The 25,274-nt window shown below is 62.3% G+C and carries 23 protein-coding genes and 1 pseudogene; 9 read left to right on the top strand and 15 right to left on the bottom strand.

Annotated elements, in window-relative coordinates; genetic code table 11:
* Positions 1–55: 55 nt before the first annotated feature.
* From ABIE18_RS11855 to ABIE18_RS11870, 4 genes are read right to left on the bottom strand one after another with little or no spacing between them, the layout of a single operon-like run.
* A complete protein-coding gene (locus tag ABIE18_RS11855) occupies positions 56–1,267 on the bottom strand; it encodes an anhydro-N-acetylmuramic acid kinase (protein ID WP_499722975.1) in 1,212 nt (403 codons plus the stop codon).
* Between the two features lie 51 nt (positions 1,268–1,318).
* On the bottom strand, positions 1,319–2,641 hold the full coding sequence (locus ABIE18_RS11860; protein ID WP_499722977.1) for an MFS transporter: 1,323 nt from the start codon (positions 2,639–2,641) through the stop codon (positions 1,319–1,321).
* Positions 2,634–5,567 (bottom strand): FAD-binding and (Fe-S)-binding domain-containing protein, encoded by a 2,934-nt coding sequence (locus ABIE18_RS11865; RefSeq protein ID WP_499722978.1) that lies wholly within the window; start codon positions 5,565–5,567, stop codon positions 2,634–2,636. Before ABIE18_RS11865 ends, ABIE18_RS11860 begins: the two co-directional genes overlap by 8 nt.
* 5 nt (positions 5,568–5,572) lie before the next feature.
* Positions 5,573–6,508, bottom strand: a complete 936-nt coding sequence (locus ABIE18_RS11870) for an N-acetylmuramic acid 6-phosphate etherase (protein WP_499722979.1) — start codon at positions 6,506–6,508, stop codon at positions 5,573–5,575.
* Positions 6,509–6,708: 200 nt separating this feature from the next.
* Here ABIE18_RS11870 and ABIE18_RS11875 point away from each other — a divergent pair, with 200 nt between their 5' ends.
* Positions 6,709–7,602 carry a MurR/RpiR family transcriptional regulator gene (locus ABIE18_RS11875; protein ID WP_499722980.1) on the top strand — a complete coding sequence of 298 codons (894 nt, stop codon included), beginning with the start codon at positions 6,709–6,711 and terminating at the stop codon, positions 7,600–7,602.
* A gap of 123 nt (positions 7,603–7,725) precedes the next feature.
* On the opposite strand, the gene ABIE18_RS11880 is transcribed toward ABIE18_RS11875, so the two are convergent.
* The gene (locus tag ABIE18_RS11880) at positions 7,726–8,004 is read right to left on the bottom strand and encodes an HPr family phosphocarrier protein (protein ID WP_216926282.1); all 279 of its coding nucleotides are present in this window, start codon (positions 8,002–8,004) and stop codon (positions 7,726–7,728) included.
* Positions 8,005–8,041: 37 nt separating this feature from the next.
* Positions 8,042–9,742, bottom strand: coding sequence for a phosphoenolpyruvate--protein phosphotransferase (ptsP, locus tag ABIE18_RS11885; protein WP_499722981.1), 1,701 nt, complete (start codon positions 9,740–9,742; stop codon positions 8,042–8,044).
* Between the two features lie 129 nt (positions 9,743–9,871).
* On the opposite strand from ptsP, the gene ABIE18_RS11890 reads away from it, so the two are divergent.
* The 3 genes from ABIE18_RS11890 (at position 9,872) to ABIE18_RS11900 (ending at position 13,863) form a co-directional block, all read left to right on the top strand.
* The gene (locus ABIE18_RS11890; RefSeq protein ID WP_499722982.1) at positions 9,872–10,594 is read left to right on the top strand and encodes a TetR/AcrR family transcriptional regulator; all 723 of its coding nucleotides are present in this window, start codon (positions 9,872–9,874) and stop codon (positions 10,592–10,594) included.
* A gap of 66 nt (positions 10,595–10,660) precedes the next feature.
* A complete protein-coding gene (locus tag ABIE18_RS11895; protein ID WP_499722983.1) occupies positions 10,661–12,715 on the top strand; it encodes a PTS mannitol transporter subunit IICBA in 2,055 nt (684 codons plus the stop codon).
* Positions 12,715–13,863, top strand: coding sequence for a mannitol-1-phosphate 5-dehydrogenase (locus ABIE18_RS11900; protein WP_499722984.1), 1,149 nt, complete (start codon positions 12,715–12,717; stop codon positions 13,861–13,863). Before ABIE18_RS11895 ends, ABIE18_RS11900 begins: the two co-directional genes overlap by 1 nt.
* Before the next feature lie 198 nt (positions 13,864–14,061).
* On the opposite strand, the gene cycA is transcribed toward ABIE18_RS11900, so the two are convergent.
* From cycA to ABIE18_RS11925, 5 genes are all read right to left on the bottom strand, one after another.
* Positions 14,062–15,522, bottom strand: coding sequence for a D-serine/D-alanine/glycine transporter (cycA, locus tag ABIE18_RS11905; RefSeq protein WP_499722985.1), 1,461 nt, complete (start codon positions 15,520–15,522; stop codon positions 14,062–14,064).
* A gap of 164 nt (positions 15,523–15,686) precedes the next feature.
* Complete coding sequence (locus ABIE18_RS11910; protein ID WP_499722986.1) at positions 15,687–16,448, bottom strand: ABC transporter permease; 762 nt, start codon at positions 16,446–16,448, stop codon at positions 15,687–15,689.
* Entirely contained in the window at positions 16,445–17,224 is a 780-nt protein-coding gene (locus ABIE18_RS11915) for an ABC transporter ATP-binding protein (RefSeq protein WP_499722988.1), read from the bottom strand. The genes ABIE18_RS11910 and ABIE18_RS11915 overlap by 4 nt, the downstream gene beginning before the upstream one ends.
* On the bottom strand, positions 17,221–17,586 hold the full coding sequence (locus tag ABIE18_RS11920; RefSeq protein ID WP_499722989.1) for a DUF1048 domain-containing protein: 366 nt from the start codon (positions 17,584–17,586) through the stop codon (positions 17,221–17,223). The genes ABIE18_RS11915 and ABIE18_RS11920 overlap by 4 nt, the downstream gene beginning before the upstream one ends.
* 1 nt (position 17,587) lies before the next feature.
* Complete coding sequence (locus ABIE18_RS11925) at positions 17,588–17,917, bottom strand: PadR family transcriptional regulator (protein ID WP_431117042.1); 330 nt, start codon at positions 17,915–17,917, stop codon at positions 17,588–17,590.
* Between the two features lie 139 nt (positions 17,918–18,056).
* Between ABIE18_RS11925 and ABIE18_RS11930 the strand changes: the two genes are divergently transcribed.
* From ABIE18_RS11930 to ABIE18_RS11940, 3 genes are read left to right on the top strand one after another with little or no spacing between them, the layout of a single operon-like run.
* A complete protein-coding gene (locus tag ABIE18_RS11930; protein ID WP_499723074.1) occupies positions 18,057–18,527 on the top strand; it encodes a GNAT family N-acetyltransferase in 471 nt (156 codons plus the stop codon).
* A gap of 49 nt (positions 18,528–18,576) precedes the next feature.
* Entirely contained in the window at positions 18,577–19,026 is a 450-nt protein-coding gene (locus tag ABIE18_RS11935) for a MarR family winged helix-turn-helix transcriptional regulator (protein WP_477515477.1), read from the top strand.
* Between the two features lie 33 nt (positions 19,027–19,059).
* Entirely contained in the window at positions 19,060–20,298 is a 1,239-nt protein-coding gene (locus tag ABIE18_RS11940) for an MFS transporter (protein WP_499722990.1), read from the top strand.
* 53 nt (positions 20,299–20,351) lie between these two features.
* Here the strand turns inward: ABIE18_RS11940 and ABIE18_RS11945 are convergent, their stop codons facing one another.
* Positions 20,352–21,821: a sugar porter family MFS transporter gene (locus ABIE18_RS11945; protein WP_499722991.1), complete on the bottom strand. Its 1,470-nt coding sequence runs from the start codon at positions 21,819–21,821 to the stop codon at positions 20,352–20,354.
* Positions 21,822–22,427: 606 nt separating this feature from the next.
* Here ABIE18_RS11945 and ABIE18_RS11950 point away from each other — a divergent pair.
* A pseudogene (locus tag ABIE18_RS11950) lies at positions 22,428–22,520 on the top strand (IS5/IS1182 family transposase); the annotation flags it as partial.
* A 1-nt stretch (position 22,521) separates the two neighbouring features.
* On the opposite strand, the gene ABIE18_RS11955 reads toward ABIE18_RS11950, so the two are convergent.
* The 3 genes from ABIE18_RS11955 to ABIE18_RS11965 all read right to left on the bottom strand — a co-directional run bounded on the left by ABIE18_RS11955 (position 22,522) and on the right by ABIE18_RS11965 (position 23,609).
* Entirely contained in the window at positions 22,522–22,707 is a 186-nt protein-coding gene (locus ABIE18_RS11955; RefSeq protein ID WP_499723076.1) for a hypothetical protein, read from the bottom strand.
* A complete protein-coding gene (locus tag ABIE18_RS11960; RefSeq protein ID WP_499722993.1) occupies positions 22,632–22,832 on the bottom strand; it encodes a transposase in 201 nt (66 codons plus the stop codon). Before ABIE18_RS11960 ends, ABIE18_RS11955 begins: the two co-directional genes overlap by 76 nt.
* Before the next feature lie 150 nt (positions 22,833–22,982).
* Positions 22,983–23,609 (bottom strand): helix-turn-helix domain-containing protein, encoded by a 627-nt coding sequence (locus ABIE18_RS11965; RefSeq protein WP_499722995.1) that lies wholly within the window; start codon positions 23,607–23,609, stop codon positions 22,983–22,985.
* Between the two features lie 522 nt (positions 23,610–24,131).
* Here ABIE18_RS11965 and ABIE18_RS11970 point away from each other — a divergent pair.
* The gene (locus ABIE18_RS11970) at positions 24,132–25,229 is read left to right on the top strand and encodes an extracellular solute-binding protein (RefSeq protein ID WP_499722996.1); all 1,098 of its coding nucleotides are present in this window, start codon (positions 24,132–24,134) and stop codon (positions 25,227–25,229) included.
* The last annotated feature ends 45 nt before the right edge of the window (positions 25,230–25,274 follow it).

Below are 25,274 nucleotides of genomic sequence, written 5' to 3' on the forward strand. Positions count from 1 at the left end.
TCGATGACTCGCTGCAGACCAGACGACTCCTACCGTCTAGTGCGCAGCGAACCGTCTAATCGGCGGGTTGCTGGATCCGGAGCTTCGTGGGAGCCCCGGGCGCGGAAGCCGGGGAACCCGCGATGTTCTTAGGTTGGAAGCCCTGCCAACCCGGCGTGATCGAACCAAGGATGCTGGCATGGCGTGCCCCCGTGCAGCTGGCCACCGTACCAGGGAAGTTGTTTGCCGTCAGGTAGCCCAGAATGGCGAAGGCCGCGCCCTCCTTGGCGGAGGAGGGCATGCCGAGCTCGTCGGACGTCAAAAGCTCGACGCCGGCTGTTCCAGCACGGCCGAGTTCCCCGCGAAGAGTACCCATGAGCGAGGGGTTCTGCGTTCCGCCGCCAGAGGCAATGACCGACGTTCCTCCTGCGGCGGTTACGGCGTCTGCGACAGTGCGGGCCGTGAGCGCCACCAGGGTTGCCACGACATCCTCGATGGGCAAGGTCCTGGTTCCGGTAGCGTCCATGGCCCTTTCCAGGTAGGGCAGGTGGAATAGTTCTTTTCCGGTCGATTTGGGGGCAGGCAGGCGGTAGTACGGTTCGGCAAGCAACTCGTCGAGCAAAGCGGAGCTGACGCTGCCGCGGGCGCCGAGTTCGCCGTCGTGGTCGTATTGCTGGTGTCCCGCGGTCATGGAGGTGACCGCGGCATCGATCAAGGCGTTGGCCGGACCCGTATCAAAGGCAGTTGGTTCGCCGGAGGCTACGGTGATGTTGGCGATGCCTCCCAGGTTCAGCGCGACCGGCGTTCCCGGCAGTCCTCTAAGCCACAGGGTGTCGAAGAGGCTGACCAAAGGTGCACCTTGGCCGCCGGCGGCTACGTCCCGCGTACGGAAGTTGGATACCACGGTGCAGCCCGTCGCTTCGGCGATCCAAGCCGGTTCGCCGAGCTGCAGTGTTCCCTTGACCCCACTGGACTCCACCCAGTGGAACATGGTTTGGCCGTGGGAGGCGATCAGCTCTGCCCGTCCCTCGCAGAGCTCGTGGTTGGCCCTGACGGCGAGCTTGGCGAAGGCCTGGCCAACGCGGGTATCGAGTTTGCAGACCTGTTCCATGGAGCTCGTTGCGGGCGGCAATTGTGCCGCCACTTCCGCCCGCAACTCGTCAGGGTAGGGCTCGCTGACAGCCCCCAGGAGGGTCAGCACCAAGGCATCGCCGTCCCTGTCGACGTCGACGGCTACAGCGTCGATCGCATCGTAGGACGTTCCGGACATCATGCCGATGATACGCATGGCACTGCTCCCTTATCTGATTCTCTGTGTGGTCGGCTGGCGGCTGCGGGCTTAGTCCCGCAGCGCCTTCTTGTGGGCGGAACCGCGCAGGGTGGCCAACGCGAAGGCGCTGACCACGCACGTGGCCATCACGTAGTAGGCCGGAATGTCCTTGTTTCCCGTGGAAGCGATGAGGCCGGTGATGATGAGCCCGGCGGATCCGGAGAACACGGCGTTGGACAGCGAGTATGCCAGCCCCAGACCGGTGTAACGGACTGTGGTGGGGAACATTTCGGAAAGCATGGCGGGTCCGGGACCGGCCAGCATGCCAACGATCGCTCCGGCAAGGAAGACTCCTGCACCCATGAGCCACGGCGAACTGGTGGGGTCCTGCAGGACCTTCAGGAGCGGCAGCGCCAGCACGGCAATGAGGACTGCACCGGCGAGCATCACCGGTCGGCGTCCCCAACGGTCGCTGAGCATGCCGCTGGGGATGATGGAGGCGGCGAAGCCGGCATTGGCCAGGACGGTGGCGATCAGTGCGGCTTGGAAGGTGGCGTTCAGGCTGGTCTGCAGGTAGGACGGAAGGACCACCAGGAAGGTGTAGCCGGCGGCCGACCAACCCATGAGACGCCCGATTCCGAGCAGGATTGCCTTGGCCGTTTCAGCTTTGCTGGGGTGCACGACAACGACGTCGGAACCCGGGCTCCGCTGGGCGGCAACGGTCCGCTGGAAGTTGGGGGTCTCTTCGAGTTTCAGCCGCAGGTACAGGGCCACGAGGCCGAGGGGTAGTGCCAGCAGGAAGGGGAGGCGCCAGCCCCAGTCGGAGAGCTCCTTTGCGCTGATCGCGGAGGACAGGAGGGCAGCAACACCAGCGCCGGCCAAGAGGCCCAATGCGACCGTGAATGACTGCCACGCTCCATAGATGCCGCGCTTGCCCGTGGGGGCGAACTCGGTCATGAGCGATACCGCCCCGCCGAACTCCCCGCCAGCCGAGAGCCCCTGGAGAATGCGCACCAAGGTCAGCAATATGGGCGCCATGATGCCCAACGTTGCGTAATTGGGGAGGACGCCGATGAGCGTCGTGGCTCCGGTCATGAGCAACAGGACGATGATCAGGGTGGGACGCCTGCCGATCCTGTCGCCAATCCGTCCGAAGATCCAGGCGCCCACGGGACGGAAGAAGAACGCAATGGCAAAGGACGCGTAGGTCTTGATGAGTGCCTCGAAGTCGGTGGCACCGGCCGTGGTGAAGAAGTTGGCGGAAATGATGGTGGCGAACGAGCCGTAGATGCCGAACTCGTACCATTCGATGAAGTTGCCCACCGAACCGGCCACCAGGGCGCGCCGGGCCTGCTTGGCAGGTGGTTGCTTGACGAGTGTGGGATTACTCATGATGGTCCTCTGTGGTGTGGTGGGGATGGTGGGAAGTTGTCGTGGGGGTTGTGGGGTCCTGGAGTGCTTCGTCCAGGAGTTCCAGGATGTGCCGGTATTGATGGCCGGTTGCTTGTGTCATGCCTAGCTCGCAGGTCCGGTTGGTTGAGGCGTATGCGGTGTGTGGGCGTTGGTTTACTTCTCCGGCCTGAACGTCTGTTGCGGATGCCGTGAGTTCCGGGTGCAGCAGTCCGCGGTCCCCGGCATAGGCGCAGCAGCCCCAGCTGGGAGGAATGAAGACGTCCTCCGCCAGCGCAGCGGCAACTGCGGTGAGGGAATCGTTGATGCCGAGTCGAGTGGACGAACATGTCGGGTGCAGCGCAAGGGAGTCCATGCGCGCTGGTGTCCCGAGGTGTGGCAGGAAGTGTTCCTGGGCGAACTCGACGGCGTCGATGAACTGCAGCCGCGAGTAGACCTCGGGTGAGTCGTGCGACGCAGCCGTATCCCGCAAGGTCTCCAGCCCTTCCGTGCAGGACGAGGCATCGCAGATGATCGGCAGTCGCCCGTGATTGCTCGCTTCCCACAGTGCAGGAAGGACCGCGTCCCGCATGGAGTCGTAACCGGAAGTGAACCCCTTGGACTTCCACGGCGTTCCGCAGCAGAAGTCGCCGATTCCGTCCGGAATGACCACCTCGACGCCGGCCCGTCCGGCGAGGTTCATGAAAGCCTTGGTTACGCCTTCCCCGGTGCCGCGTCCGCCGTCGTTGGCTGGACGGAACCCTGCCGGACCAAACATGGCTCCGATGCAGGCGGGGAAGTAGACCGCCTCCGCCGTTGTTTTTCCTTGCGCGGACGGCTCATGGCTGGTTCGTTTGTGTCCGCCTCTGGGCAGTGCGCCGCTGTACAGGGGCACGTTCTCCGCGCCCAAGACCAGGCGTCCCGCCTGGGTGACGGCTTTGACCAATCGTTCTGGGAGTACCTTGGCAGTGCTGAGGCCCAGCGAACCGGCGGCGGAAACGGCGCCCCAATGCTTCGCGGCTACGGCCCAACCCTTGTCTGCGAGCCTGTTGCTGTTTTCGGCCCGGAGACGCCGGACGAGGTCTCCGGTATTGATGAGCACAGGGCAGGCGCGTTGGCACATACCGTCTGCCGCGCAGGTCTGGACTCCGTCGTACTCGTAGTCCTTGGTGAGCTTGCCCGCGAGCTCGTGGTCGCCACGCGCTTCCGCCGCAGCGATTTCCCGCCTGATCACGATGCGTTGCCGTGGGGTCATGGTCAGGTCCTTGCTGGGACAAACCGGCTCACAATAGCCGCACTCGACACATCGGTCCACCTCTTGTTCCACCACGGGCGCCGTCTTCAAATGGTCCAGGTAAGAGCGGTGGTCCTCGGACAGGACCACGCCAGGATTCAGCAGGCCGACGGGATCGGCCAGGCGCTTGACAGACGCCATGACCTCATACAGTTCGCGGCCGTATTGCCGCTCGACGAAGGGCGCCATGATCCGGCCGGTCCCGTGCTCGGCCTTGAGTGTGCCCTGCCTGCGAAGGACCAGATCCACCATGTCTTCGGTGAAAGCTTCGTAGCGGGACAACTGGGACGAGTCGTCGAATCGCTCCGTGAGCATGAAGTGGATGTTGCCGTCCTTGGCATGGCCAAAGATCACACTGTCCGGATAGCCGTGGAGATCGAAAAGGCCAAGGAGTTCCTCGCAGGTATCGGCAAGTGCGGGGACGGGAACAGCGATGTCCTCCAGTAGCGCGTTCGTGCCGGCTGGGCGGCTGCCGGCGACGGCGGTATAGAGGCCCTTGCGGATATGCCAGAGGGCCGAGCGCTCGGCGGGATTGCTGGACAGGTTGAAGGGCATGGCCAGGTCCAGGGAGTCGAAGAGTCCTTGGCTTTCGGCGCTCTTGTGGCCGAGTTCCGCGGTTGATGCGGCTTGGTGCTCCACCAGCAGCGCCGCGTGGCGATCGACATTCATTGCTGCCAGGGACGTGGGCGTGCCGGCTTGGAGCTGGGCCACCCGCAACGACGCGGCGTCCAGCAACTCCACGGTGGAAAGTCCCGAGGCAACGAGCTCAGGCAGTGCGGAGGCGGCAGCGTTCAGAGAACGGAACATCATCAGGCCTGTGGCGGCGTGCTGCAGGGATGGGATGGTGCGGAACGTGGCTCGGGCGATGAAGCCGAGCGTCCCCTCGGAACCGATCATAAGGTGTTCCAGGATCTTCACAGGTTCCTCGAAGTCGAGGAAAGCATTGAGTCCGTAGCCCATAGTGTTCTTCATGGAGAATTGGTGCTCAATGGTGCGGATCGAATCCGGGTTGGCCAGGATGCGGCGCCGGAGACGTACGAGGCCTTCATGCAGCTCGGGTTCCTTGTCACTTAACATCGGGCCGGCTGCGGGGTCCGCGGTGTCGATGACTGTCCCCGAGGGCAGGACAAAGACCAGGGATTCCAGGGTCTGGTACGTGTTGAACTCTGTGCCGCAGGACATGCCAGAGGAGTTGTTGGCAACCACCCCGCCGATCGTGCAGGCGCTCTCGCTGGCCGGATCAGGGCCGAGCTTGCGGCCATAAGCGGCCAATCGCGCATTCACGCTCCGCACTGTGGCGCCGGGTCCGACGCGAACCCGGGCACCGTCGTCGAGCACTTCCACGTTACGGAAGTGCCTGCGCACGTCCATCAGAAGGCCGTCCGTGATGCCCTGTCCGCTCAGCGACGTCCCACCGGACCGGAAAACCATAGGCATCCCGGATGCAGCGGCCGCGGCCATGACCCGTCCCACCTCGGACGGATCCACGGGCGCCACAATGGCCTGTGGCTCCAACAGGTAGTGGGAAGCGTCATGCGCCAACGCCAGGCGATCCAACTCACGGGTGGAGTACCCATTGAATTCGCTCAAGGCCGGGTGCGTGCCCTGCCCAGGGTCCTTTGTCCGTAGTGACATTTTGCTCAACGCGCTCTCTTGATGAGGGCGGCGGTGGCGCTGCGGACATCGCCGGACGCAGCCTCCAAGGCATCGCGGGCTTGTGTTGTTGCCTCGCCGGAGAGCATGGCCGTGAGCGCAACTTTCAGCTCGCCGTCGGCAGATTGAAGTGCTTCGCGGCAGCGTTCTTCATTCTCGCCGGTGGCCTCCATCAGGATCCGTACCGTGCGGGAGCGCAACTTCTGGTTGGTGGCAACCACGGACACCATCAGGTTGGACCAAGTGCGGCCGAGCTTGATCATGAGTGCCGTGGAGAATCCATTGAGCATGAGCTTTTGGGCGGTTCCCGCTTTGAGGCGGGTGGAGCCGGCCAAAGCCTCAGGCCCAGTGTCAGCGGCCAGCACGAAGTCGGCAAGGGGCCCGAGTTGAGGATCCGTGGCACAGGCGATGAGGGCAGTCACTGCACCGCGCTCGCGGCCCGCCGTCAAGGCTCCGCCCACATAAGGCGTCCTTCCGGAGGCCGCGATGCCCACCACAATGTCTCCGCTTTGAACGTCCGCCGCGGCTTCGGCTCCGGCTTCCCAGGAGTCTTCAACATTCTCAACGGCGCGGACCAAGGCATCGGCGCCGCCTGCATGGTGGGCGATGACGATGTTGTCCGCCAGGTTGAACGTGGGTTTCAGTTCCGCTGCGTCCAGGACGCCCAGCCGCCCCGAAGTTCCCGCGCCGAAGTAGTGGACACGACCGCCGTTCTGCACGGAAGCCGCCGCGGCATCAACAAGCCCGGCCATGGCCTGCAGGATCCCGCGGACCGCCTCCGGCGCCAAGCGGTCTTCATCGTTGAGGGCTGTGAGAATCTCCAACGTGGTGCGCTTGTCCAGGTCAAGGGTTCGTTCATTTCGTGCCTCGGTGCTGATTTCCAGCCAGGCAGAGTTCTCCTTGTGGCCCAGTTCCGTGCCCATCGTTGTCCTAACTGTCGTTTGGTGTTGCTGACTGTTCTGACTACGACGGTAGGACCCGGGTCACATGTATGTCAATGATTTACACAAACTCCATAAATTAGGTAAGATTCATACATTCGGTGGTAACCCACCACCGGGTAGCGTGTTCCATGACGGTTCGCAGAGGCGGGGCGCCAGAAGGAGGTCGTGTGGAAGGGCTCATGAACGAGGAATCGTCGCGGACGGTCCTGGTCAGGATCCGTGCCATCTTGCCCGCGTTGCGGCCCTCCGAGCGTGCCATCGCTGAAGTGGTGCTCGCAGAGCCATCGAAGGTTGCCACTATGTCCATTGGGGACCTGGCAGAACAATGCGGGACATCAACCACATCCGTGGTGCGCTTCTACAAGAAGGTGGGCTATACCGGATACTCGGAATTCCGCCTTGATTTGGCGCGGGAAGCAACCCGCGAGAGCGTGGTCAACAATGTTCCCGCTGACGTCTACGAGGACATCGACAAGTCGGATTCTCTGCAGGATGTCGTGTCCAAGATCGCCTTCAATGAGAGCATGTCCATCGCGGACACCGCACAACTCCTTGATGTGGGGAAGTTGGACGAGGCGGTGGCCGCAATTTCCGCGGCGCGAAGGACCGAGGTCTTCGGTGTCGGCGCAGGGGCCCTTGTGGGTCAGGACCTACAGCAGAAACTGCACCGGATCGGCAAGGTAGCCTTCAGTTGGTCCGAAGCGCATGCGGCCTGGACATCGGCGTCACTGCTCGATTCCACGTGCGTGGTAGTGGCCATCTCGCATTCCGGAACCACCATGGACACAGTTGAATTTCTGCGGATCGCCAAAACGGCGGGCGCAACCGCAATCGTCATCACGAACCATGCTGACTCGCCGTTGGGGCGGGAAGCTGACATCCTGCTCAGCACTGCTGCGCGTGAGACGCCCTTCCGTCCCGGCGCACTGGGCAGCCGTATCGCGCAGATGATGGTGATCGACGTCCTCTTCGTTGGTGTAGCGCAGCGTTCCTACGACGCGTCAATCTCCGCACTTCGCAAGACACACGCCGCCATTCAGTCCCGACGGCTGCCCCAAACGCCACGGAAGTAGGGCTGAGTCGCCCGATTCGATGACTCGCTGCAGACCAGACGACTCCTACCGTCTAGTGCGCAGCGCATCATCGAATCGGGCAACCAAGGCAGGCAAGCCGCCAAGCCCGCCCGCCAGCAAGAACTACACCGCGTCCAGATCCGTCTCCAACAAAGCCACCAGCGCGTCCAGGGCAGCGTCGGCGCCGTCGCCCTCAGCCCGCAGCACAACGACGTCGCCCTTAGCGGCACCGAGCGTCATGAGCGAAAGGATGCTGGCGGCGTCGAGGGCTTCATCCGCGGGTTCGCCTTGCATGGCAATAGTGACCTCCACCGGCTGCTCACCTGCCGCTTCGGCGAACAGGGCGGCGGGCCGGGCGTGCAGGCCGGAGCGGCTGGCGATGGTGGCTGTGCGTTCGGGCATGGGTTTCTCCTAGCGGTATTACGTAACGGAACGGAACTTAGAGGCCGAGCTCTTCGAGCACGGGGAGCTTGGCCCTGACCCACTCGCGGGCCTCGGTAGCGCTGGGCGCCGTGAGGGCCAGCCGGGCGAGTTCCTGCGCCTGCTCCAGGGTGACGGTTTTCAGCACAGTCCCGACGGCGGCCAGCGAGCGCGCCGTCATGGACAGTGTGCTGACGCCGAGTCCGGTAAGTACGATGGCGAGGGCCGGGTCCGCGGCTGCCTCGCCGCAGACGCCCACGGGTTTGCTGTTACCCTCCCGGCCGGACGCTTCCTTCGCTGCACCTTCCACCGTGAGCTGCACCAGCCTTAGGACAGCGGGCTGCCATGGGGTGTTCAGTTCCGCGAGGGGTCCGAGTTGGCGGTCGGCGGCCATGGCGTACTGGGTGAGGTCGTTGGTGCCCAGTGAAGCGAAGCCAACTTCCCGGAGCACAGAGGCTGCGGTCAAAGCAGCCGAGGGAACTTCCACCATGACACCAGGGGTTTGGATGCCGGCAGCAGCACACAGTGAGGCGAACCGTCCGGCCTCGGCGGCCGTGGAGATCATGGGGGCCATGACCCAGACATCGGCCTCGGATTCAGAAGCTGCCCGGGCAATGGCTTCCAGTTGACGTTCCAGAACACCGGGCGTGGTGAAGTCTGTCCGGTAGCCGCGAACACCAAGGGCAGGGTTGGGTTCGGTGGCGTCGGTGAGGAAGGGGAGGGGCTTGTCCGCGCCGGCGTCGAGGGTCCGCAGCACAACTTTCTTGCCCGGGAACGCGTCAAACACGGCCTTGTACGCTGCGGCTTGTTCATCGACAGAGGGTTCGGTATCGCGCTCGAGGAAGCAGAACTCGGTACGGAACAGGCCAACACCCTGGGCGCCGAGGCCAGCTGCTGCCACTGCATCCTTTGCTCCACCCACGTTGGCGAGGAGCGGGACCAAGTGGCCGTCCGCCGTCGTGCCGTTTCCGTCGAAGGCGGCAAGCGTTGCGGACGTTTCCGCCCAGGCGGTTGCTGCAGCGCGCTGCTCCTCCGAGGGGGAGATAACCACGAGGCCAGCTGCCCCGTCTACGTAAACCTCGCTGCCATCCAGAACAGAATCAACGCCATGAGCCGCGACAACAGCAGGAAGGCCGAGCGAGCGGGCGATGATCGCCGTGTGCGACTGCGGCCCGCCGCCCGAGGTGACCAAGGCCAGCACCTTCTCGGGGTCAAGAGTTGCGGTATCCGCCGGGGCGAGGTCCTCCGCCAGCAAAATGAAAGGCGTCTCCGAAGAAGGGATGCCGGGCGCGGGGACGCCCCGCAGCTCAGCCACAATGCGGGCACGCACGTCCAGCACGTCCGTGGCGCGTTCGGCCATGTAGCCGCCCAGGTTGTGCAGCATTTCGGAAACGGAGGCGCCTGCTTCCCAGATGGCCCGTTCCGCGGATGAGCCCGCATTGATGAGCTTGGCCGCGGATTTCAAGAGCATGGTGTCTTTGGCCATGAGCGCGGTGGCCTCGAGGACGGCCTTGCCGTCGCCGGAGGCAGAGTCCGCGCGCCCCTTGAGCTCGTCGTGGACGGCTTGCGCTGCGGCTTTCAAGCCCGCTACGGCGTCCTCCGGACTGATGTCTGCGGCCAACCGCTCGCCCGACGGCGGTTCACTCACCGGTTTGGGCATCTGGCGGACGGAACCAATGATGCGGCCAGGGCTTACCCCTACTCCTTGGAAATTCTGCACTGAATCCTCTGTTCCTGCGTGTTGGTTCAGACCCACCGGCAACGGCACCACGAGCCTGCGAAATTAGCCTACAAAATTCTGTTGTGAGCCACTTCATATAGCAACGCTATAGGTGCTAGGGTAGCGGTTATGAGTTTCGATGACCAGCTTCCGCCAAAAGTTCGGTTGCTCCGTGCAGCTGCTGAATTGTTGGCAAATTCGGAAGGGTCAGCGGTCTCCACGCGCCAGATCACAGCGTTGGCCGGGGTTACGGCCCCAACGCTCTACCACCACTTTGGAGACAAAGAAGGACTGTTCGACGCCGTCGTTTCCGCCGGCTTTGAAGAGTACGTTGCAGGAGAGCGGGACTTTGCCCCGTCCGGGGAGCCCTTGGAAGACGTCCGGCGGATGTGGGACAACCACGTCCAGTTCGGGCTGAGCCAACCCCACCTGTATCTGGTGATGTTCGGCAATATCAGGCCGGAAAGCCGCCCAGCAATCGTGGCCGATGCTGAAGCGCTTCTGGAAGAAATGCTGAACAAGGCCGCCATCGCCGGTCAGATCAACGTGCCGCCCCGTGAAGCGGCGCGAAGCATCCTCGCGGCCAACGTGGGTGTAACGCTCATGCTCATCGCCGAACCGGTGGAAGAAAGGAACCTCGAGCTCTCAACGATGACCCGGGATTCCATGATTTTCGCCGTCTCCACGGATACCGCCCGTGGCGCCGCACAGGAGGACTCCGGTAAGTCCTCCGTGGTTGTTGCGGCAATCGCCCTGAATGCGGCACTGCAGGCCTCGCATTCGGACCAACTTTCCAGCTCTGAATTGAAGCTCTTCCTTGAGTGGCTTCACCGCATTTCCAGCAGCTCCTAAGGCTGTTCTCTCTCGATCTATATCGACTGACCCCGCGACGCCGCGGGACACACGTTAGGAATTCACATGGCAACAGAGACCGTTGCGAAGCCCCGCACCAGCCTGCGCGTTGGCGTCCAAAAGTTCGGAACATTCCTGTCCGGCATGATCATGCCCAACATTGGCGCCTTCATCGCCTGGGGCCTCATCACGGCCCTGTTCATCAAGGAAGGGTGGATTCCAGTCGCGGAACTTGGCGGTTTCGGGACCAACGCTGAGGGAGTAACCAACCCCGGCCTGGTTGGCCCCATGGTCAAGTACCTGTTGCCACTGCTGATTGCCTATACCGGCGGCCGGATGGTCTACGACGTCCGTGGCGGCGTGGTGGGTGCCATCGCCACCATGGGTGTCATCGCGGGTACAAGTTCTCCGATGTTCATCGGCGCCATGATCATGGGCCCGCTGGGCGGCTGGACCATCAAGCAGCTTGACCGCCTCTGGGATGGCAAGATCCGTCCCGGCTTCGAGATGCTGGTGAACAACTTTTCCGCCGGCATTTGGGGCGCGGTACTGGCCTTGGGCGGCTTCTACGGCCTCTCATATATCGTCAAGATCTTCACCGACGGCGCAGGAACGGTGGTCCAGTTCCTGGTCAACAATGGCCTGCTCCCACTGACCAGCATCTTCATTGAGCCGGCAAAGGTTCTCTTCCTCAACAACGCCATCAACCATGGCGTCCTGACCCCACTGGGTATCCAGCAGTCCCTGGACCAGGGCAAGTCCATCCTGTTCCTGCTTGAGGCCAACCCCGGCCCGGGCATGGGTATCCTGCTGGCCTACATGTTCTTCGGCCGGGGCGCAGCAAAAGCATCGGCACCGGGCGCAGCGATCATCCACTTCTTCGGTGGCATCCACGAGATCTACTTCCCTTACGTACTGATGAAGCCGATCCTGATCCTCGCTGCCATCGGTGGCGGCATGACGGGTATCGCAACCCTGGCCATCACCAACTCCGGCCTCGTAGCTCCCGCAGCGCCAGGTTCCATCATCGCCGTCATTGCCCAGACGTCGCGTGACAGCTACGTCGGCGTGATCCTTGCGGTAGTCCTCGCCACCACCGTTTCCTTCCTCATTGCTTCACTGATCCTGCGCACCTCCAAGAACAAGGGCGAGGACGATCTTTCCGAAGCCACGTCCCGCATGGAAGCCATGAAGGGCAAGAAGAGCTCCGTCTCATCGGCCCTGGTGGGCGACCGGGCAGGCGACCGCAGCGGCACCGTCCTTACCCGTCCCGTCCAGAACATCGTGTTCGCCTGCGACGCCGGCATGGGCTCCAGCGCCATGGGCGCATCCGTCCTGCGCAACAAGATCAAGGCTGCCGGCTTCCCTGAGGTCAAGGTCACCAACTCGGCAATCGCCAACCTGAGCGATTCCTACGACGTCGTCATCACCCACGAAGACCTCACCGAACGCGCCCAGCCGAGGACAGCCAGCGCCATGCACTTCTCGGTGGACAACTTCATGAACAGCCCGAAGTACGACGAAATCGTTGAACTGGTCAAGGCGAGCAACACCGACGAAGGCACCGCTTCCGGCGCAAGCACGACGGCGGAGCCCACCGCCGGTGCGCAGCCCGCCGCAGCTGCCGGAGCCGGAGCAGCCGCCACGCACGGTGCCCATGCCGCCGAGCCGGCCGCCGCCGTCGGGGGTAAAGGAGTCCTGCTCCCCGAGAGCGTTGTGCTGAACGGAATGGCACACGACCGCGATGCGGCGATCGACGAAGCCGGGCAGCTCCTGCTGGACCGCGGCGCCGTGGATGTCAGCTACGTGCACGCGATGCACGAACGCGAGGAATCCGTGTCCACGTACATGGGCAGCTTCCTGGCGATCCCGCACGGCACCAACGATGCCAAGGAACACATCCGGCACTCCGCAGTTTCCATCATTCGGTACCCCGAGGGCATCGACTGGGGCGGCAAGCAAGTGAAGTTCGTGGTCGGCGTCGCTGGCCTCAACAATGAGCACCTCCACATCCTGTCCTCGATCGCCAAAATCTTCACCAACAAAGCCCAAGTGGCCCAGCTGGAGGAAGCGACCACGGTTGAGGAAGTACTGGAGCTGTTCGGAAAGGTCAACGCATAGTGAAGGCAGTCCATTTTGGGGCAGGCAACATCGGACGCGGCTTCGTGGGGCTGTTGCTGCACGAAGCCGGCTACGAGGTGGTGTTCGCGGATGTTGCGGACGCGCTGATCAGCCAGCTCGCCTCCGCCAGCAGCTACGACGTCCATGAAGTTGGCGAGAACCCTGCGGTCAAAACCGTGGACGGGTTCCGCGCGCTGAACTCGAGCACGCAGGAAGCGGCCGTTGTTGAGGAAATCTCGACGGCGGATGTGGTCACCACCGCAGTGGGGCCACACATCCTGAAGTTCGTGGCACCGGTCATCGCGCGCGGGCTCGCGGCACGGGAGCCATCATTGCCGCCGCTGCAGGTGATGGCATGCGAGAACGCCATCAACGCAACGCACCTCCTGCAGGTGGAGGTCCGGGCAGCTTGGGACGACTCCGCCGCTGATTTGGACTCTGTGGCTGTCTTCGCCAACACGGCAGTGGACCGCATAGTCCCTAATCAGGAGCCGGGCCAGGGCCTGGATGTCACCGTGGAGACGTTCTACGAATGGGTCATCGACCGCACACCGTTTGGTGATCACGTCCCCGCCATTCCGGGAGCGACGTTCGTGGACGAGCTTGGCCCCTACATCGAGCGCAAGTTGTTCACCGTGAATACCGGGCATGCATCTGCTGCGTACTTCGGCTACGCGGCGGGCCTGGAGAAGATCTCCGATGCCATGGCCGATCCGTCCGTGGCGGCGAAGGTCAGGGCTGTTCTTGAAGAGACAAAGGAACTGCTGGTGGCCAAACACGGATTCGTGGAGGCGGAGCAGGAAGCGTATGTGCAGAAGATCCTGTCCCGCTTCAACAACCCGTACCTGCCGGATACCGTGGTCCGCGTCGGCCGGGCACCGCTGCGGAAGCTCGGCCGGCACGAGCGGTTTGTCGGCCCAGCGGCTGAGTTGGCGGAGCGAGGTGTAACTCCGGTCGCGTTGCTGGAGGCGATGTCGGCCGCCCTTCGTTTCGACGACGGATCCGACGACGAAGCTGTGGAACTCGCAAACATGCTCTCCGAGCTGGACGCGGCTGCCGCCGTCGAACGCATCACCGAACTTCCGCCGTCGCACCCGCTGTTCCCGGCCCTCCAGAAGCTCATAGAGGATCGAAAAGCCGAAGCCTGATTCCTCTCTCACGTCGTGAGGCCTTTTGGCGGACGTTCTCTCACATAAGAGCGCGACATCGGCACCCAGCCTTGGGTGCCGACGTCGAGGGTTTTCCTACCAATCCGTCCCAGCCGCGATGAACTCACCCGAACCACGTTGGATGTGAGAGAACGTCGCCCACAAACCCGTGGGATGTGAGAGAACATCGGGAGGGGGTTAGCGCGCTGCCGCCGTTTCGGCTTCCGCCATCGCCTTCCATTCCGCCACGCGCGCCTGGTGCAGCGGTGATTTGCGGACCACGGCGTAAGCGATGCCAAGAACCGCGAACCAAATGGGCGTCACCAGCAGGGCCGTGAGCGTGTCCGGCTGCGTGGTGAGCGCCCAGACCAGGAAGGCGAAGAAGGCGAAAACAACCCACACCATCGGAATGCCGCCGGGCATCTTGAACGGCGACGCCGCGTGCTGCTCGGGACGGCGCTTGCGGTACACGAGGTAGCTGGCAAGGATGATGGACCAGACGAACATGAAGCAGACCGCGGACACCGTGGTCACCATGTCGAACGCCGCGCCGACGTCCTTGCCCGCGTAGAGGAGCACGACGCCGGCCAGCAGCAGGACGCAGGACAGGAACAGTGCGTTCTGGGGTACTTTGCGGCTGGAGAGGCGGCCGAAGACCTTGGGTGCGTCGCCATCGTTGGCCAGGCCGAACACCATGCGCGACGTCGAGTAGATGCCCGAGTTGGCCGAAGACATGGCCGAGGTGAGCACCACGAGATTGACCACGGTTGCCGCCATGCCGAGGCCTGCCAGGGAGAACATGGCGATGAACGGGCTGTGTCCTGCCTTGAACTCGGTCCACGGGGTGACCGACATGAGGATGATGAGGGCGCCTACGTAGAAGAGCATGACGCGCAGCGGGATGGCATTGATGGCGCGGGGCAGGTTGTGCTCTGGGTTCTTGGTTTCGGCTGCGGCGGTGCCCACCAGTTCGATGCCCACGAACGCGAAGACAGCGATCTGGAAGCCGGCCACGAAGCCCATGAATTCCTTGGGGAAGAACCCGCCATGGCTCCAGAGGTTGGTGAAGCTGGCGGCGCCGGCGTTGGACTGGAAGCCGGTGAAGATCATGACCAGGCCAACGACGATCAGCGCGACGATTGCAACGATCTTGATGAGCGCGAACCAGAACTCGGTCTCGCCGAATGCCTTCACGGTGGGGAGGTTCAGGAGGAGCAGGATGATGATGGTCGCAATTCCCGGGACCCACAGCTGAACGCCTGGCCACAGCTCATTGGCATAGCCGGCAATGGCGATAACGTCCGCAACACCGGTGACCACCCAGCAGAACCAGTAGGTCCAGCCGGTGAAGAAGCCTGCCCACGGGCCAAGGAGATCGCCGGCGAAGTCGCTGAAGGACTTGTAGTTCAGGTTGGACAACAGGAGTTGGCCCATGGCTCGCATGACGAAGAAGAGCATGAAGCCGATGATCATGTACACGAAAATCACGGAGGGCCCGGCCACGGAGATGGTTTTGCCCGAGCCCATGAAGAGGCCGGTTCCGATGGCCCCGCCAATGGCCAGGAGCTGGATGTGGCGGTTGCTGAGCGAGCGTGACAGGTGGGGCTCGCTGTCCCTGCTGGAGACGCCGGTCTGCGCCTGTGTTGTCTGATCGGACATTAGTTCAAGAACCCTTCGAAGAGCCCACCAAAATGGTGACGGCCGTTACAAATCTGTTTCGATAAAGCTATAGCTAATGTCTGACCAATGGCTAATCGGCTCTCACGGCGAAAGCTCCCCTGTGGAAAACGGGGGAGCTTAGGCCTGGTTCAAACGCCAAGTCCTTAGGCGATCTGCCGCCGATACGCTGCCGCCGCGAAAGCGTAGGCGAGCACGAGGATCCCCAGGCACCAGGCCAGTGCAACCCAGATGTCGCCGCCAACGGGACGCTGTGCGAACAGGTCCTGGATGGTGTTCACGATGGACGTGACCGGCTGGTTCTCGGCAAACCATCGGACCGGGCCGGGCATGGTCTCCGTCGGGACGAAGGCGGAGCTGATGAACGGCAGGAAGATCAGCGGGTAGGAGAACCCGCCGGCGCCGTCCACGGACTTCGCCGAGAGGCCGGCGATGATGGCGATCCATGTGAGTGCCAAGGTGAAGAGGGCCAGGATCCCCGCAATGGCCAGCCAATCCAGCACGTTGGCCGAGGTGCGGAATCCCATGAGGAGCGCCACCAGGACGATGATTACCAGCGAGAGCCCGTTGGCTGCCAGTGACGTGAGAACGTGGGCCCACAGAACAGAAGAGCGTGCGATCGGCATGGACTGGAACCGCTCGAAGATACCGCTTTGCATGTCCGTGAACAACCGGACTGCCGTGTAGGCGATGCCGGAGGCGATGGCGATCAGCATGATGCCCGGCAACAGGTAATTCACGTAGTTGTCCGTATCAGTCCTGATGGCGCCGCCGAACACGTAGACAAACAACAGCATGAGGGCGATCGGGGTGATCGCGGTGGTGATGATGGTGTCCACGCTGCGGAAGACGTGCCGCATTGAGCGGCCCAGCAGCACGGACGTGTCGGCGAAGAAATGGGTGCTCATGACCTGTCCTTTACTGACTCGTTGTTGCCAGTGCCAACCAGTGCAAGGAAGATGTCCTCCAGGCTCGGCTGCTTCTCGACGTACTCGATCTTGGCCGGCGGCAGCAGTTGCTTGAGCTCGGCGAGGGTGCCGTTCGCAATAATGCGTCCTTCATGAAGGATCGCAATTCGATCCGCGAGTTGCTCAGCTTCATCCAGATACTGGGTGGTCAGCAGGACCGTGGTCCCTCGGTTTGCGAGGTTCTTGACGATGTGCCACACCTCGAGGCGGGCTTCGGGGTCCAGGCCGGTGGTCGGTTCGTCCAGGAAGATCACCTTCGGGTTGCCGATCAGGCTCATGGCAATATCCAGACGGCGACGCATGCCGCCGGAGTACGTCGCCACTTTGCGGGAGCCCGCATCGCTGAGGCTGAACTGCGCCAGCAACTCATCTGCGATCCGGCCCGGGTTTTTCAGGTGACGCAGTTTCGCCACCAGGATCAGGTTCTCCTTGCCGGACAGGACTTCATCCACTGCCGCGAACTGCCCCGTGAGGCTGATGGACTGCCTCACCTGGAGCGACTCGGTGGCAACATCAAAGCCCTCGACGACGGCAGCGCCGGCGTCCGCCTTGAGCAGGGTGGACAGGATCTTCACCATGGTGGTCTTCCCTGCTCCGTTGGAGCCGAGGAGGGCAAAAATGCTGCCGGACGCTACCTCAAAATCCACCCCGCGCAGAACATGCAGATCCTTGTACGACTTCTCGATGCCGTCTACCCGGATTGCGGTTGCGGTCATGATTCAGCCTCCCGTGCTTTATCAACGGCCTTCGTGAGGCGCTCGCGTTCCTTATCAATCCAGCGCTTTCCGCCGTAGGCCTGGGCAAAAGCCTCGGCGAACTCGATCGGATCTTCGCCGACGATCCCGCTCACGGGCGTTCCGTCGATGGCGGCGCGTTCCCACAGGTCCGCCAGATCCGTGAACATCTGCACCATGGTGTCCCCTTCGGTAACCCCGCCGTAGTACATGAGGTACCGGTTGAAGGCCGTGGCCACCGTGAGGTAGGGCTCGGGCAAGGCATCCAGCCGCGCCTTGGCCTGCTTGTACTGCTTCTTCTGTTCGAGCGAACCGGTCACCAGTTCGATCCATTTTGCTGCCATCTCAGTTTCCTTCCTTGCGGAGCTCTTCAAGCCGTTCGGACAAGAAGCTCCAGGTGTTCCAGAATTCGTCCAGTTCGTTTTTGCCCTGCGCGTTGAGCGTGTACACCTTGCGGGGTGGTCCCTTTTCGGACGGGCGCTTTTCGACGTCTACCAGCCCCTTTTGTTCGATCCTGACGAGCAGTGCGTACACAGTGCCCTCAGCGATCTCGGTGAAGCCCTGCTCCCGGAGCAGCGTGGTGATCTCGTATCCATACGCTGCCTTTCCGGTCAGGAGGGCCAGCACTATGCCCTCCAATGTGCCTTTGAGCATCTCCGTCATCTGCTTGCCCATCGGACACCTCCCTCGCTACTCAGTATTACTAGCTACCACTACATAGTAGAACTAAGTACCGGTACTTAGCAATACTAGGTTCCAAATCAAGTGGCATGCTGGGGTGGTGACTACGGACCCCGCCGCCATACCCGCTTTGATGACTGCCGCCGTCGACTCTGGAACCTTCAGTCTTCGGCGCGCTACCAAGGCTGATTTGCCGCGAATCCTTGCGTTGCTGGTGGATGACCAGCTGGGCGCTACCCGCGAAAATCTGGACGACCTCGCGCCGTACGAGCGCGCTTTTGAAATGATCGACGGCGACCCTGCCCACCTTTTGGTGGTGGGCGAACTCGGCGGTGAGGTTGTTGCCACTTTTCAGCTCAGCTATCTCCCGGGCCTGTCGCGCAGGGGATCGTTGCGCGCCCAGATCGAGGCCGTCCGTGTGGACGATGCGCTGCGCGGGCAGGGCGTGGGTGCGCTCATGATCCAGTGGGCCATCGGCCAGGCGCGTGCGCGGGGATGCTCCCTGGTCCAGTTGACGACCGACAAGTCCCGTGCGGCGGCGCATCGTTTCTATGAGCGTTTGGGTTTTGTCGCGAGCCATGAGGGCATGAAGCTGAAGCTCTGAGCCGCTTGAGCTTGACTCTTAGGCAGCCTAACTATTAGGCTGCCTAAATATGACGAGCACTTCGGCTTCCGACCCCCGGCTTCTCCATATCGCGCAGGAATTCCGCGAGTCACTGCGCCTGGGCGTGTACATGTTCCGCCGTCTGGATCCGGAAGGTGAACTCACCGCGGCGCAGCTCAGCCTGCTCTCCATGATTTCCGATGGCGGACTCCGCGTCGGTGACATCGCCAAGAATTTGGGGATCAAGGTCCCCAGCGCCACCGAGCAGATCATCAAGCTCGAACGCTCAGGCCTCGTCAGCCGGCAGCCTGACGTCAACGATTCCCGCGCAGTCCAGGTGGTCATCACCAAAGCCGGGACCGCCGCCGTCGAATCTGCCAACCAGCGCCGAAACGCGATGGTGGCCGGGTTGCTCCAAGAGCTGAGCAGCGATGAAATCGAGCAGCTCGCCGCAGCGCTCCCCATCATCAGCAAGCTCAACAGCTCATTCCAGAACTAACCAGAACCAAACGCACCGACAAGGAGCCCTTGAATGTCACGCCAACTGGCTGACGCTTCAGAAAGCGCCGAGACAACAACAGAAACCACCCTCGAAGCTGAAAAAGCTTCACTCCTCAAACAGCCGAAGGCCGTGTGGGCCACCGCGCTCGCAGCCGTATTCGCGTTCATGGGCATCGGACTCGTGGACCCGATCCTGCCGGCAATCGCCAAGAACCTGGACGCGTCCACCAGCGAAGTTTCCTTGCTCTTCACGAGTTACTTCCTTGTGACGGCGATCGCGATGTTGATCAGCGGCTTCGTGTCCTCGCGTATTGGCGGGAAGAAGACGCTGCTGATCGGGCTGGCCGTGATCGTGGTGTTCGCATCGTTGTCCGGCTTGTCCGGCAGTGTTGAGCAGTTGGTGGGTTTCCGTGCTGGTTGGGGATTGGGTAACGCCCTCTTTGTCGCGACCGCCCTGGCCGTGATCGTCGGTGTGGCCAGTGGTGGTACCGGAACGGCCATCATTCTTTACGAAGCGGCGCTCGGCCTGGGTATCTCGCTGGGCCCGCTTCTTGGGGCATTGCTGGGCGGCTGGCAGTGGCGGGCACCGTTCTTTGGAACCGCAGTCCTCATGGCTGCTGCATTCATCGCACTGCTGGCTTTGCTTCCCAGGACGCCCGCTCCCGCCAGGAAGTCACGTCTGCGGGATCCGCTCCTTGCGCTGGGGCACAAGGGCCTCAGCACCACGGCAGCAAGCGCCCTGTTCTACAACTACGGCTTCTTTACCATCCTCGCCTTCACGCCGTTCATCCTCGGAATGGACGCATACGGCATCGGCGGAGTGTTCTTCGGTTGGGGCGTTGCCGTTGCCGTGTTCTCGGTGTTCGTGGCTCCCGTGCTGCAGAAGCGTTTCGGCGCTGTAAAGGTCCTGACCGGCACCTTGGCCGCGCTAATGCTCGACCTCCTTGGACTGGGACTTGCTGCCGGGCACTCGGTGACTGCCGTCGTCGTGCTTGTCATCGCGGCCGGTGCCCTGTTGGGCATCAACAATACGATTTACACCGAACTGGCCATGGGCGTTTCCGATTCTCCGCGACCCATCGCATCCGCCGGCTACAACTTTGTGCGTTGGATGGGCGGTGCGCTGGCCCCGTTCGCCGCCGCCCAGCTGGGCGAGCACTTTGGGCCGCAGGTGCCCTTCTATGCCGGTGCCGTTGCCATGGTGATTGCGATTCTCATCGCCTTCGGAGGCCGCGGGTACCTGAGGTCGCACGAACCGCACCTGGTGTAGTCCCGCCCTTAACCACGAATAAAGCCCGACGGAATCCGTCGGGCTTTTTCGTGTTATTTCGGCTCGTTGGACGTGACCGGCAGCGGCGCTACCGGTGCGCCCTTGGGAACGAATAGCGTCTCGGCCTGCTCCAGCGACATCCCGTTCGTCTCGGGAACCTTGAACATCACAAAGAAGAACGACGCCGCAGCGAACGCCGCGTACAAGGCGTACGTCAGTGGCAACGAACCCGCCGCCATGATGGGGAAGCTGAGCGTGATGGCAAAGTTCGCGATCCACTGGGCGGCCGCCGCCAGTCCGAGCGCGCGGGCTCGGATTCGGGATGGGAAGATCTCGCCAAGCAGCACCCACACGAGCGGGCCCCAGGAAGCACCGAAACTGATGACGAAGACGTTCGCCGCCACGAGGGCAACCGGGCCCCAAGCGCCGGGGAGGCTGATCTCGGAGCCCTTGCCAACAGCGGAGGAAAAGGCCAACGCCATGACGCCGAGCGAGACAGCCATGCCGATGGAGCCGGTCAGCAGGATGGGGCGGCGGCCAATGCGGTCCACCAGCGCGATGGCTACCAGAGTCACCAAAATGTTGGTCACCGAGGTGGCAACAGAGATGGTGAGGGAGTCCTTCTCCTGGAATCCGACCGCTTTCCACAGCGTGGTGGAGTAATAGAAGATCACGTTGATGCCAACGAATTGCTGCAGTACGGAGAGGATGATGCCGATCCAAACCACTGCCTGCAGGCCGAATGTCTTGCCGCGCAGCGAGCCCTTCTTGGTGGACAGCTGGTCCTGCTGGATGGACTCGCGGATGTCGCGGATGTGCCGCTCGGTATCGTCGTTGGGGATGAGGGTATCGAAGATTGTTCGAGCTTGGTCTTCCTTGCCGTTGAGCACCAGGAAATGCGGCGACTCGGGCAAGCGGAACGCGATCCAGCCGTACACGGCGGCCGGCACGGCGCAGGCGATGAACATCCAGCGCCAGGCTTCCATCCCGAGCCAGAACGTGCTGCCGGCGCTGCCGGCAGAATTAGCCAGGACGGCGTCCGACAGCAGTGCCGCGAAGATGCCGGTAGTGATGGCGAGCTGCTGAAGCGACGCCAAACGGCCACGCACGTGCCGTGGGGAGATCTCGGAAATGTAGGCCGGGGCGATGACCGAAGCAAGGCCGATGCCCAAGCCTCCCACCAAGCGCCAGAAGATCAGGTCCCACACACCAAAAGCCAGTCCTGTACCCACGGAGCTCACCAGGAAAAGGAGGGCGCCGATCTTCATTGCCGGAATGCGGCCGTAGCGGTCGGCGACTTTGCCGGCCAGGTAGGCGCCCAGCGCGCACCCCAGCAAGGCGACTGCGACAGCAAACCCAGTGACGGCTTCGCTCATGAGGAATTCGTCCTTCATGGCATCCACGGCACCGTTAACCACGGAAGAATCGAAGCCGAACAGGAACCCGCCCACCGCTCCAGCGACGGCCAGGCCGATCACTTTCCTGGACACTGGGGGCACGCCTTCGGTGCTGGGATTGGACATGGGTCTCCCTTGGGAATGGTGGTGTGGGATTCACGGTGCGGGACGTCGTCGGCTGTTCCGACGGGGACGCCGGTGCACACGCGCTACACAGTGTGGCACGCCCCATCCGCCAAGTTCCAGTCAAGGCGCTTCAGATGACGTGCATTCACTAAATTAACGCACGGATCCTGATTGGTGGCTGGGAGTGCGCTGGAAGGTCCGAAGATGCCTTCCCGAGGCCTGGAAGGTTGCCTTTGGCGTCACTACTTGAACGCAAAGCACGACGGCGGCAGCTGCGTCGCGAGTGGAACGCACCGTGCCGCCGTAGTCCGCTTAGGGCGCGTCTCCTAAGCTGGTGGCCAGATACGATTGCTCTGAGGACTGCTCCGCCGCGGTAGGTGAGGGCGAGTTTGTCGTAGCGGGTTGTCAGGGCCCGCCACTGCTTGATGCCGCGGTCGCGAAGATGGGTCCTGATGGCTCTGGACGAGTATGCCTTGTCACCGCGAATACGGTTTGGGCGGGTGCGTGGCCTGCCCGAACCGACGCGGTTGATCTTCAATGGTCCATCAGGTGGGTGAACATGGGTGCATCTCCGCCTTGTCCGGGGGCAACGAGCTTCTGTTTGCTGAGCCGGACGATCACACAATTGGGCGCTCCCGCGGCGGACTAAGCACCAAAATTCACGCCTTGGTCGACGGTAAAGGTAGACCGCTGATGCTTTTCATGTAATTCGAGTGGGCCCCGTGTGGCGCGGGAAATGCTGGTGGGCGCGGTTCACCGTCGAGTCGACTGAGATCGACGAGTCCACTTCACCGCGGGTATCCGCAGTTGTCAGCAGCGCCGCCAGGATGGTGTCCCAGTACCGTCTCCGCTGTAGCGGCGGTGACGCTTCCAGATCGTCTGCCATGGACCAAACTCCACCGGGAGATCCCGCCAGGCGATCCCGCACCGGTACCGGTAGATGATGCCCTCGACCACCCGGCGGTCTTCCCGGAAGGGACGACCTCTGCGGCCAAGCGAGGACGGCAGCAACGGCTGAACCTAGGCTCGGCAGAAGCTGTTCGACCAAGTACGAAGCCAAGTGTCCAAAGAACTTTGGACACTTGAACCGGGGTTTCTGAAGTGTCGTCTCGACTCATCCGCCATCCGAAATCAGGGAAACAGTGCAGAGAAATCGCTTGCCTACATGTCTTGGTTGGCGGGGGTAATGACCCACAACACTACGGCAGACTGGCTTCCGTGATTCGCAAATCCGTGTCCGACCTGCGGATCGATCAGCAGGGCATCGCCGGATTCCAAGAAATACTCGCGGCTGCCTGTTCGTACTGTGAGTGTCCCTTCGAGGACGATAATGCATTCCTCATCGCCTTGGTGGGTATACAGTTCCGGCCCCGACGAGCGTCCGGGTACGACGATGGTCTGATGGATCTGCAGTTTCCGTGCGTCACGCGGAGTGAGCATGAACTCGGCGCTGCCATCGGGGCGCAGGATACGCCGCCGGTCCCCGACGCGGACCAGTGGACTGCCGTTTTCCGTGTCAGCGGGATCGGCAAACAGCGCCCCCATAGGCTCACCGAGGGCTTGACAGATCCGGCGTAGCGAGGCCACGGACGGGCTTGCCTTGCCGCGCTCGACTTGGGACAGAAATCCCTCGGATACGCCGGCCTCGGCCGAAACCTGTCGGAGCGAGAATCCCTTGCCGCGACGAATCCTGCGAAGGCGGCGGCCGAGATCCAAATCATGGGGCGATTCCTGGGCCTCCCGGGTTTGATTCTCAGGCGGTTGCATTGGACCGGTACGGGTGGGCATGCGTGGGCTCCTCAACTGTTGATGGCTGCACGGCGACATGTTGCTCGAGTTCACTTCATCGTCTTGACTGTAGTGGAACTTCAGAATTCTTACATCTGCTCCAAAGCCAGGGGTGCTTTACTACTGAACTTATCTTTAGTCTGACTGCGGGTGGGGGAGTTCGGGTTTTGGACGACCAACACTCCTCCCGCCTCGCATTTCCCCGACACTTCAGGGATTCCGGCGTGATGGCGAAATCACTGCCTTCGATGTCTACAACCTCCTCCAGTCAGCCTCTTGCCAGAAACTTAAGTATGAGTATAGTCTCTAAATAGAACTTATGTGTGACTTAAGTCTCAAAGATTCGAGAGTTGCGTTCCAAGCAGACGGAGGCGGGAGCAGCGGCGCGAGGGTGCGCCACATGCTGATGACCCAGCGAGGTCCTGCCCTCCTCCGGCTCACGATGAGCGTCATATGGATCATGTCCGCTCGTCACTGCTATTTGCCTTTAGTTCCATTTTTCGAGACAAGACAGGTTGAATAATGCCATTCAGCAACAACTCCTTATCGCTTTGGCGGCGCGTCGGCCTTGGGGCGGCTTTGGCCGGCCTGATGTTGAGCAGCGCGGCGTGCTCTTCGCCGGAAAACGCGACTCAACCCAAACCATCGCTCGTCATCGCGAGCTGGGGCAACCCGCTCTCTGGAGCGACAAAGACCTACCTCGTTGACCCGTTCGTCGCCGAAACCGGGATCGAAGTCAAGATCGTCGACGCCCCCGGAAAGTACGTCGCGAACCTCGAGTCCCAGAAACAGGCCAACAAGATCGAATGGGACCTGTTGGATTCGACCTCGGGCCCGGATGCCTACATCGCTTATGACAAGGGACTCATCGAGAAGATGCCCGAAGACGTCAAGGCCCGCATCCTTCAGTCGCTCCCGCAAAGCGCCGTCACCGAGTTCGGTATCAGCTGGTCAGCCCTCGGATACGTCTCTGCATGTTCCACCCGAGCCGTCGAGAAGTGCCCGGCAAACACGACGGAGTTTTTCGACACTGCATCGTTTCCGGGTACCCGCACCAGCATCGCCACTTCCCCCTTGGTCAACCTGAGTCTCGCAGAGGTTGCGGCTGGGGTTCCCGTCAAAGATCTGGCCACCCACGAGATCGACCTTGACCGGGCATTCGAGACTCTCAAGAAGTTGAAGCCGTCTATGGGCACCTGGTGGTCGTCCGGCGATCAGAACATGCAGGTATTCGCATCCGGCGAGGCGGACATGGGAATCAGCTACAGCGGCCGAGCCTATGCCGTGGACAAGCAGGGGACTCCAATGACGGTTAGCTGGGACCAGGGACTCTATAACCCCGGCTTCTGGAACGTCGTCGCCGGATCCCCGAACAGCGCAGCGTCCTGGCAGTTTATTGAGTGGATCGCCAAGCACCCTGAGGCGGAAGCCAAGTGGGCCGAGGCCCTTGGCTATTCGGTGCCCAACCCCAAGGCTTTCGACTTCCTGCCGGCCGACGTTGCCAGCAAGCTCGCGGACTTCCCCGCCAACCGCGAGGTCCTGGCTGCCCTGAATTACACGTGGTACGTCAAGAACTACAAGGAAGTCAACGATCGCTGGCAGGAGTTCCTGCGTGGCTAAGCATCTCGTTGGTCAGTCGATGATGTGGAAAAGGAGAGCAGGATG

This window comes from Arthrobacter sp. 2762, from assembly GCF_040548745.1.
GTDB lineage: Bacteria > Actinomycetota > Actinomycetes > Actinomycetales > Micrococcaceae > Arthrobacter.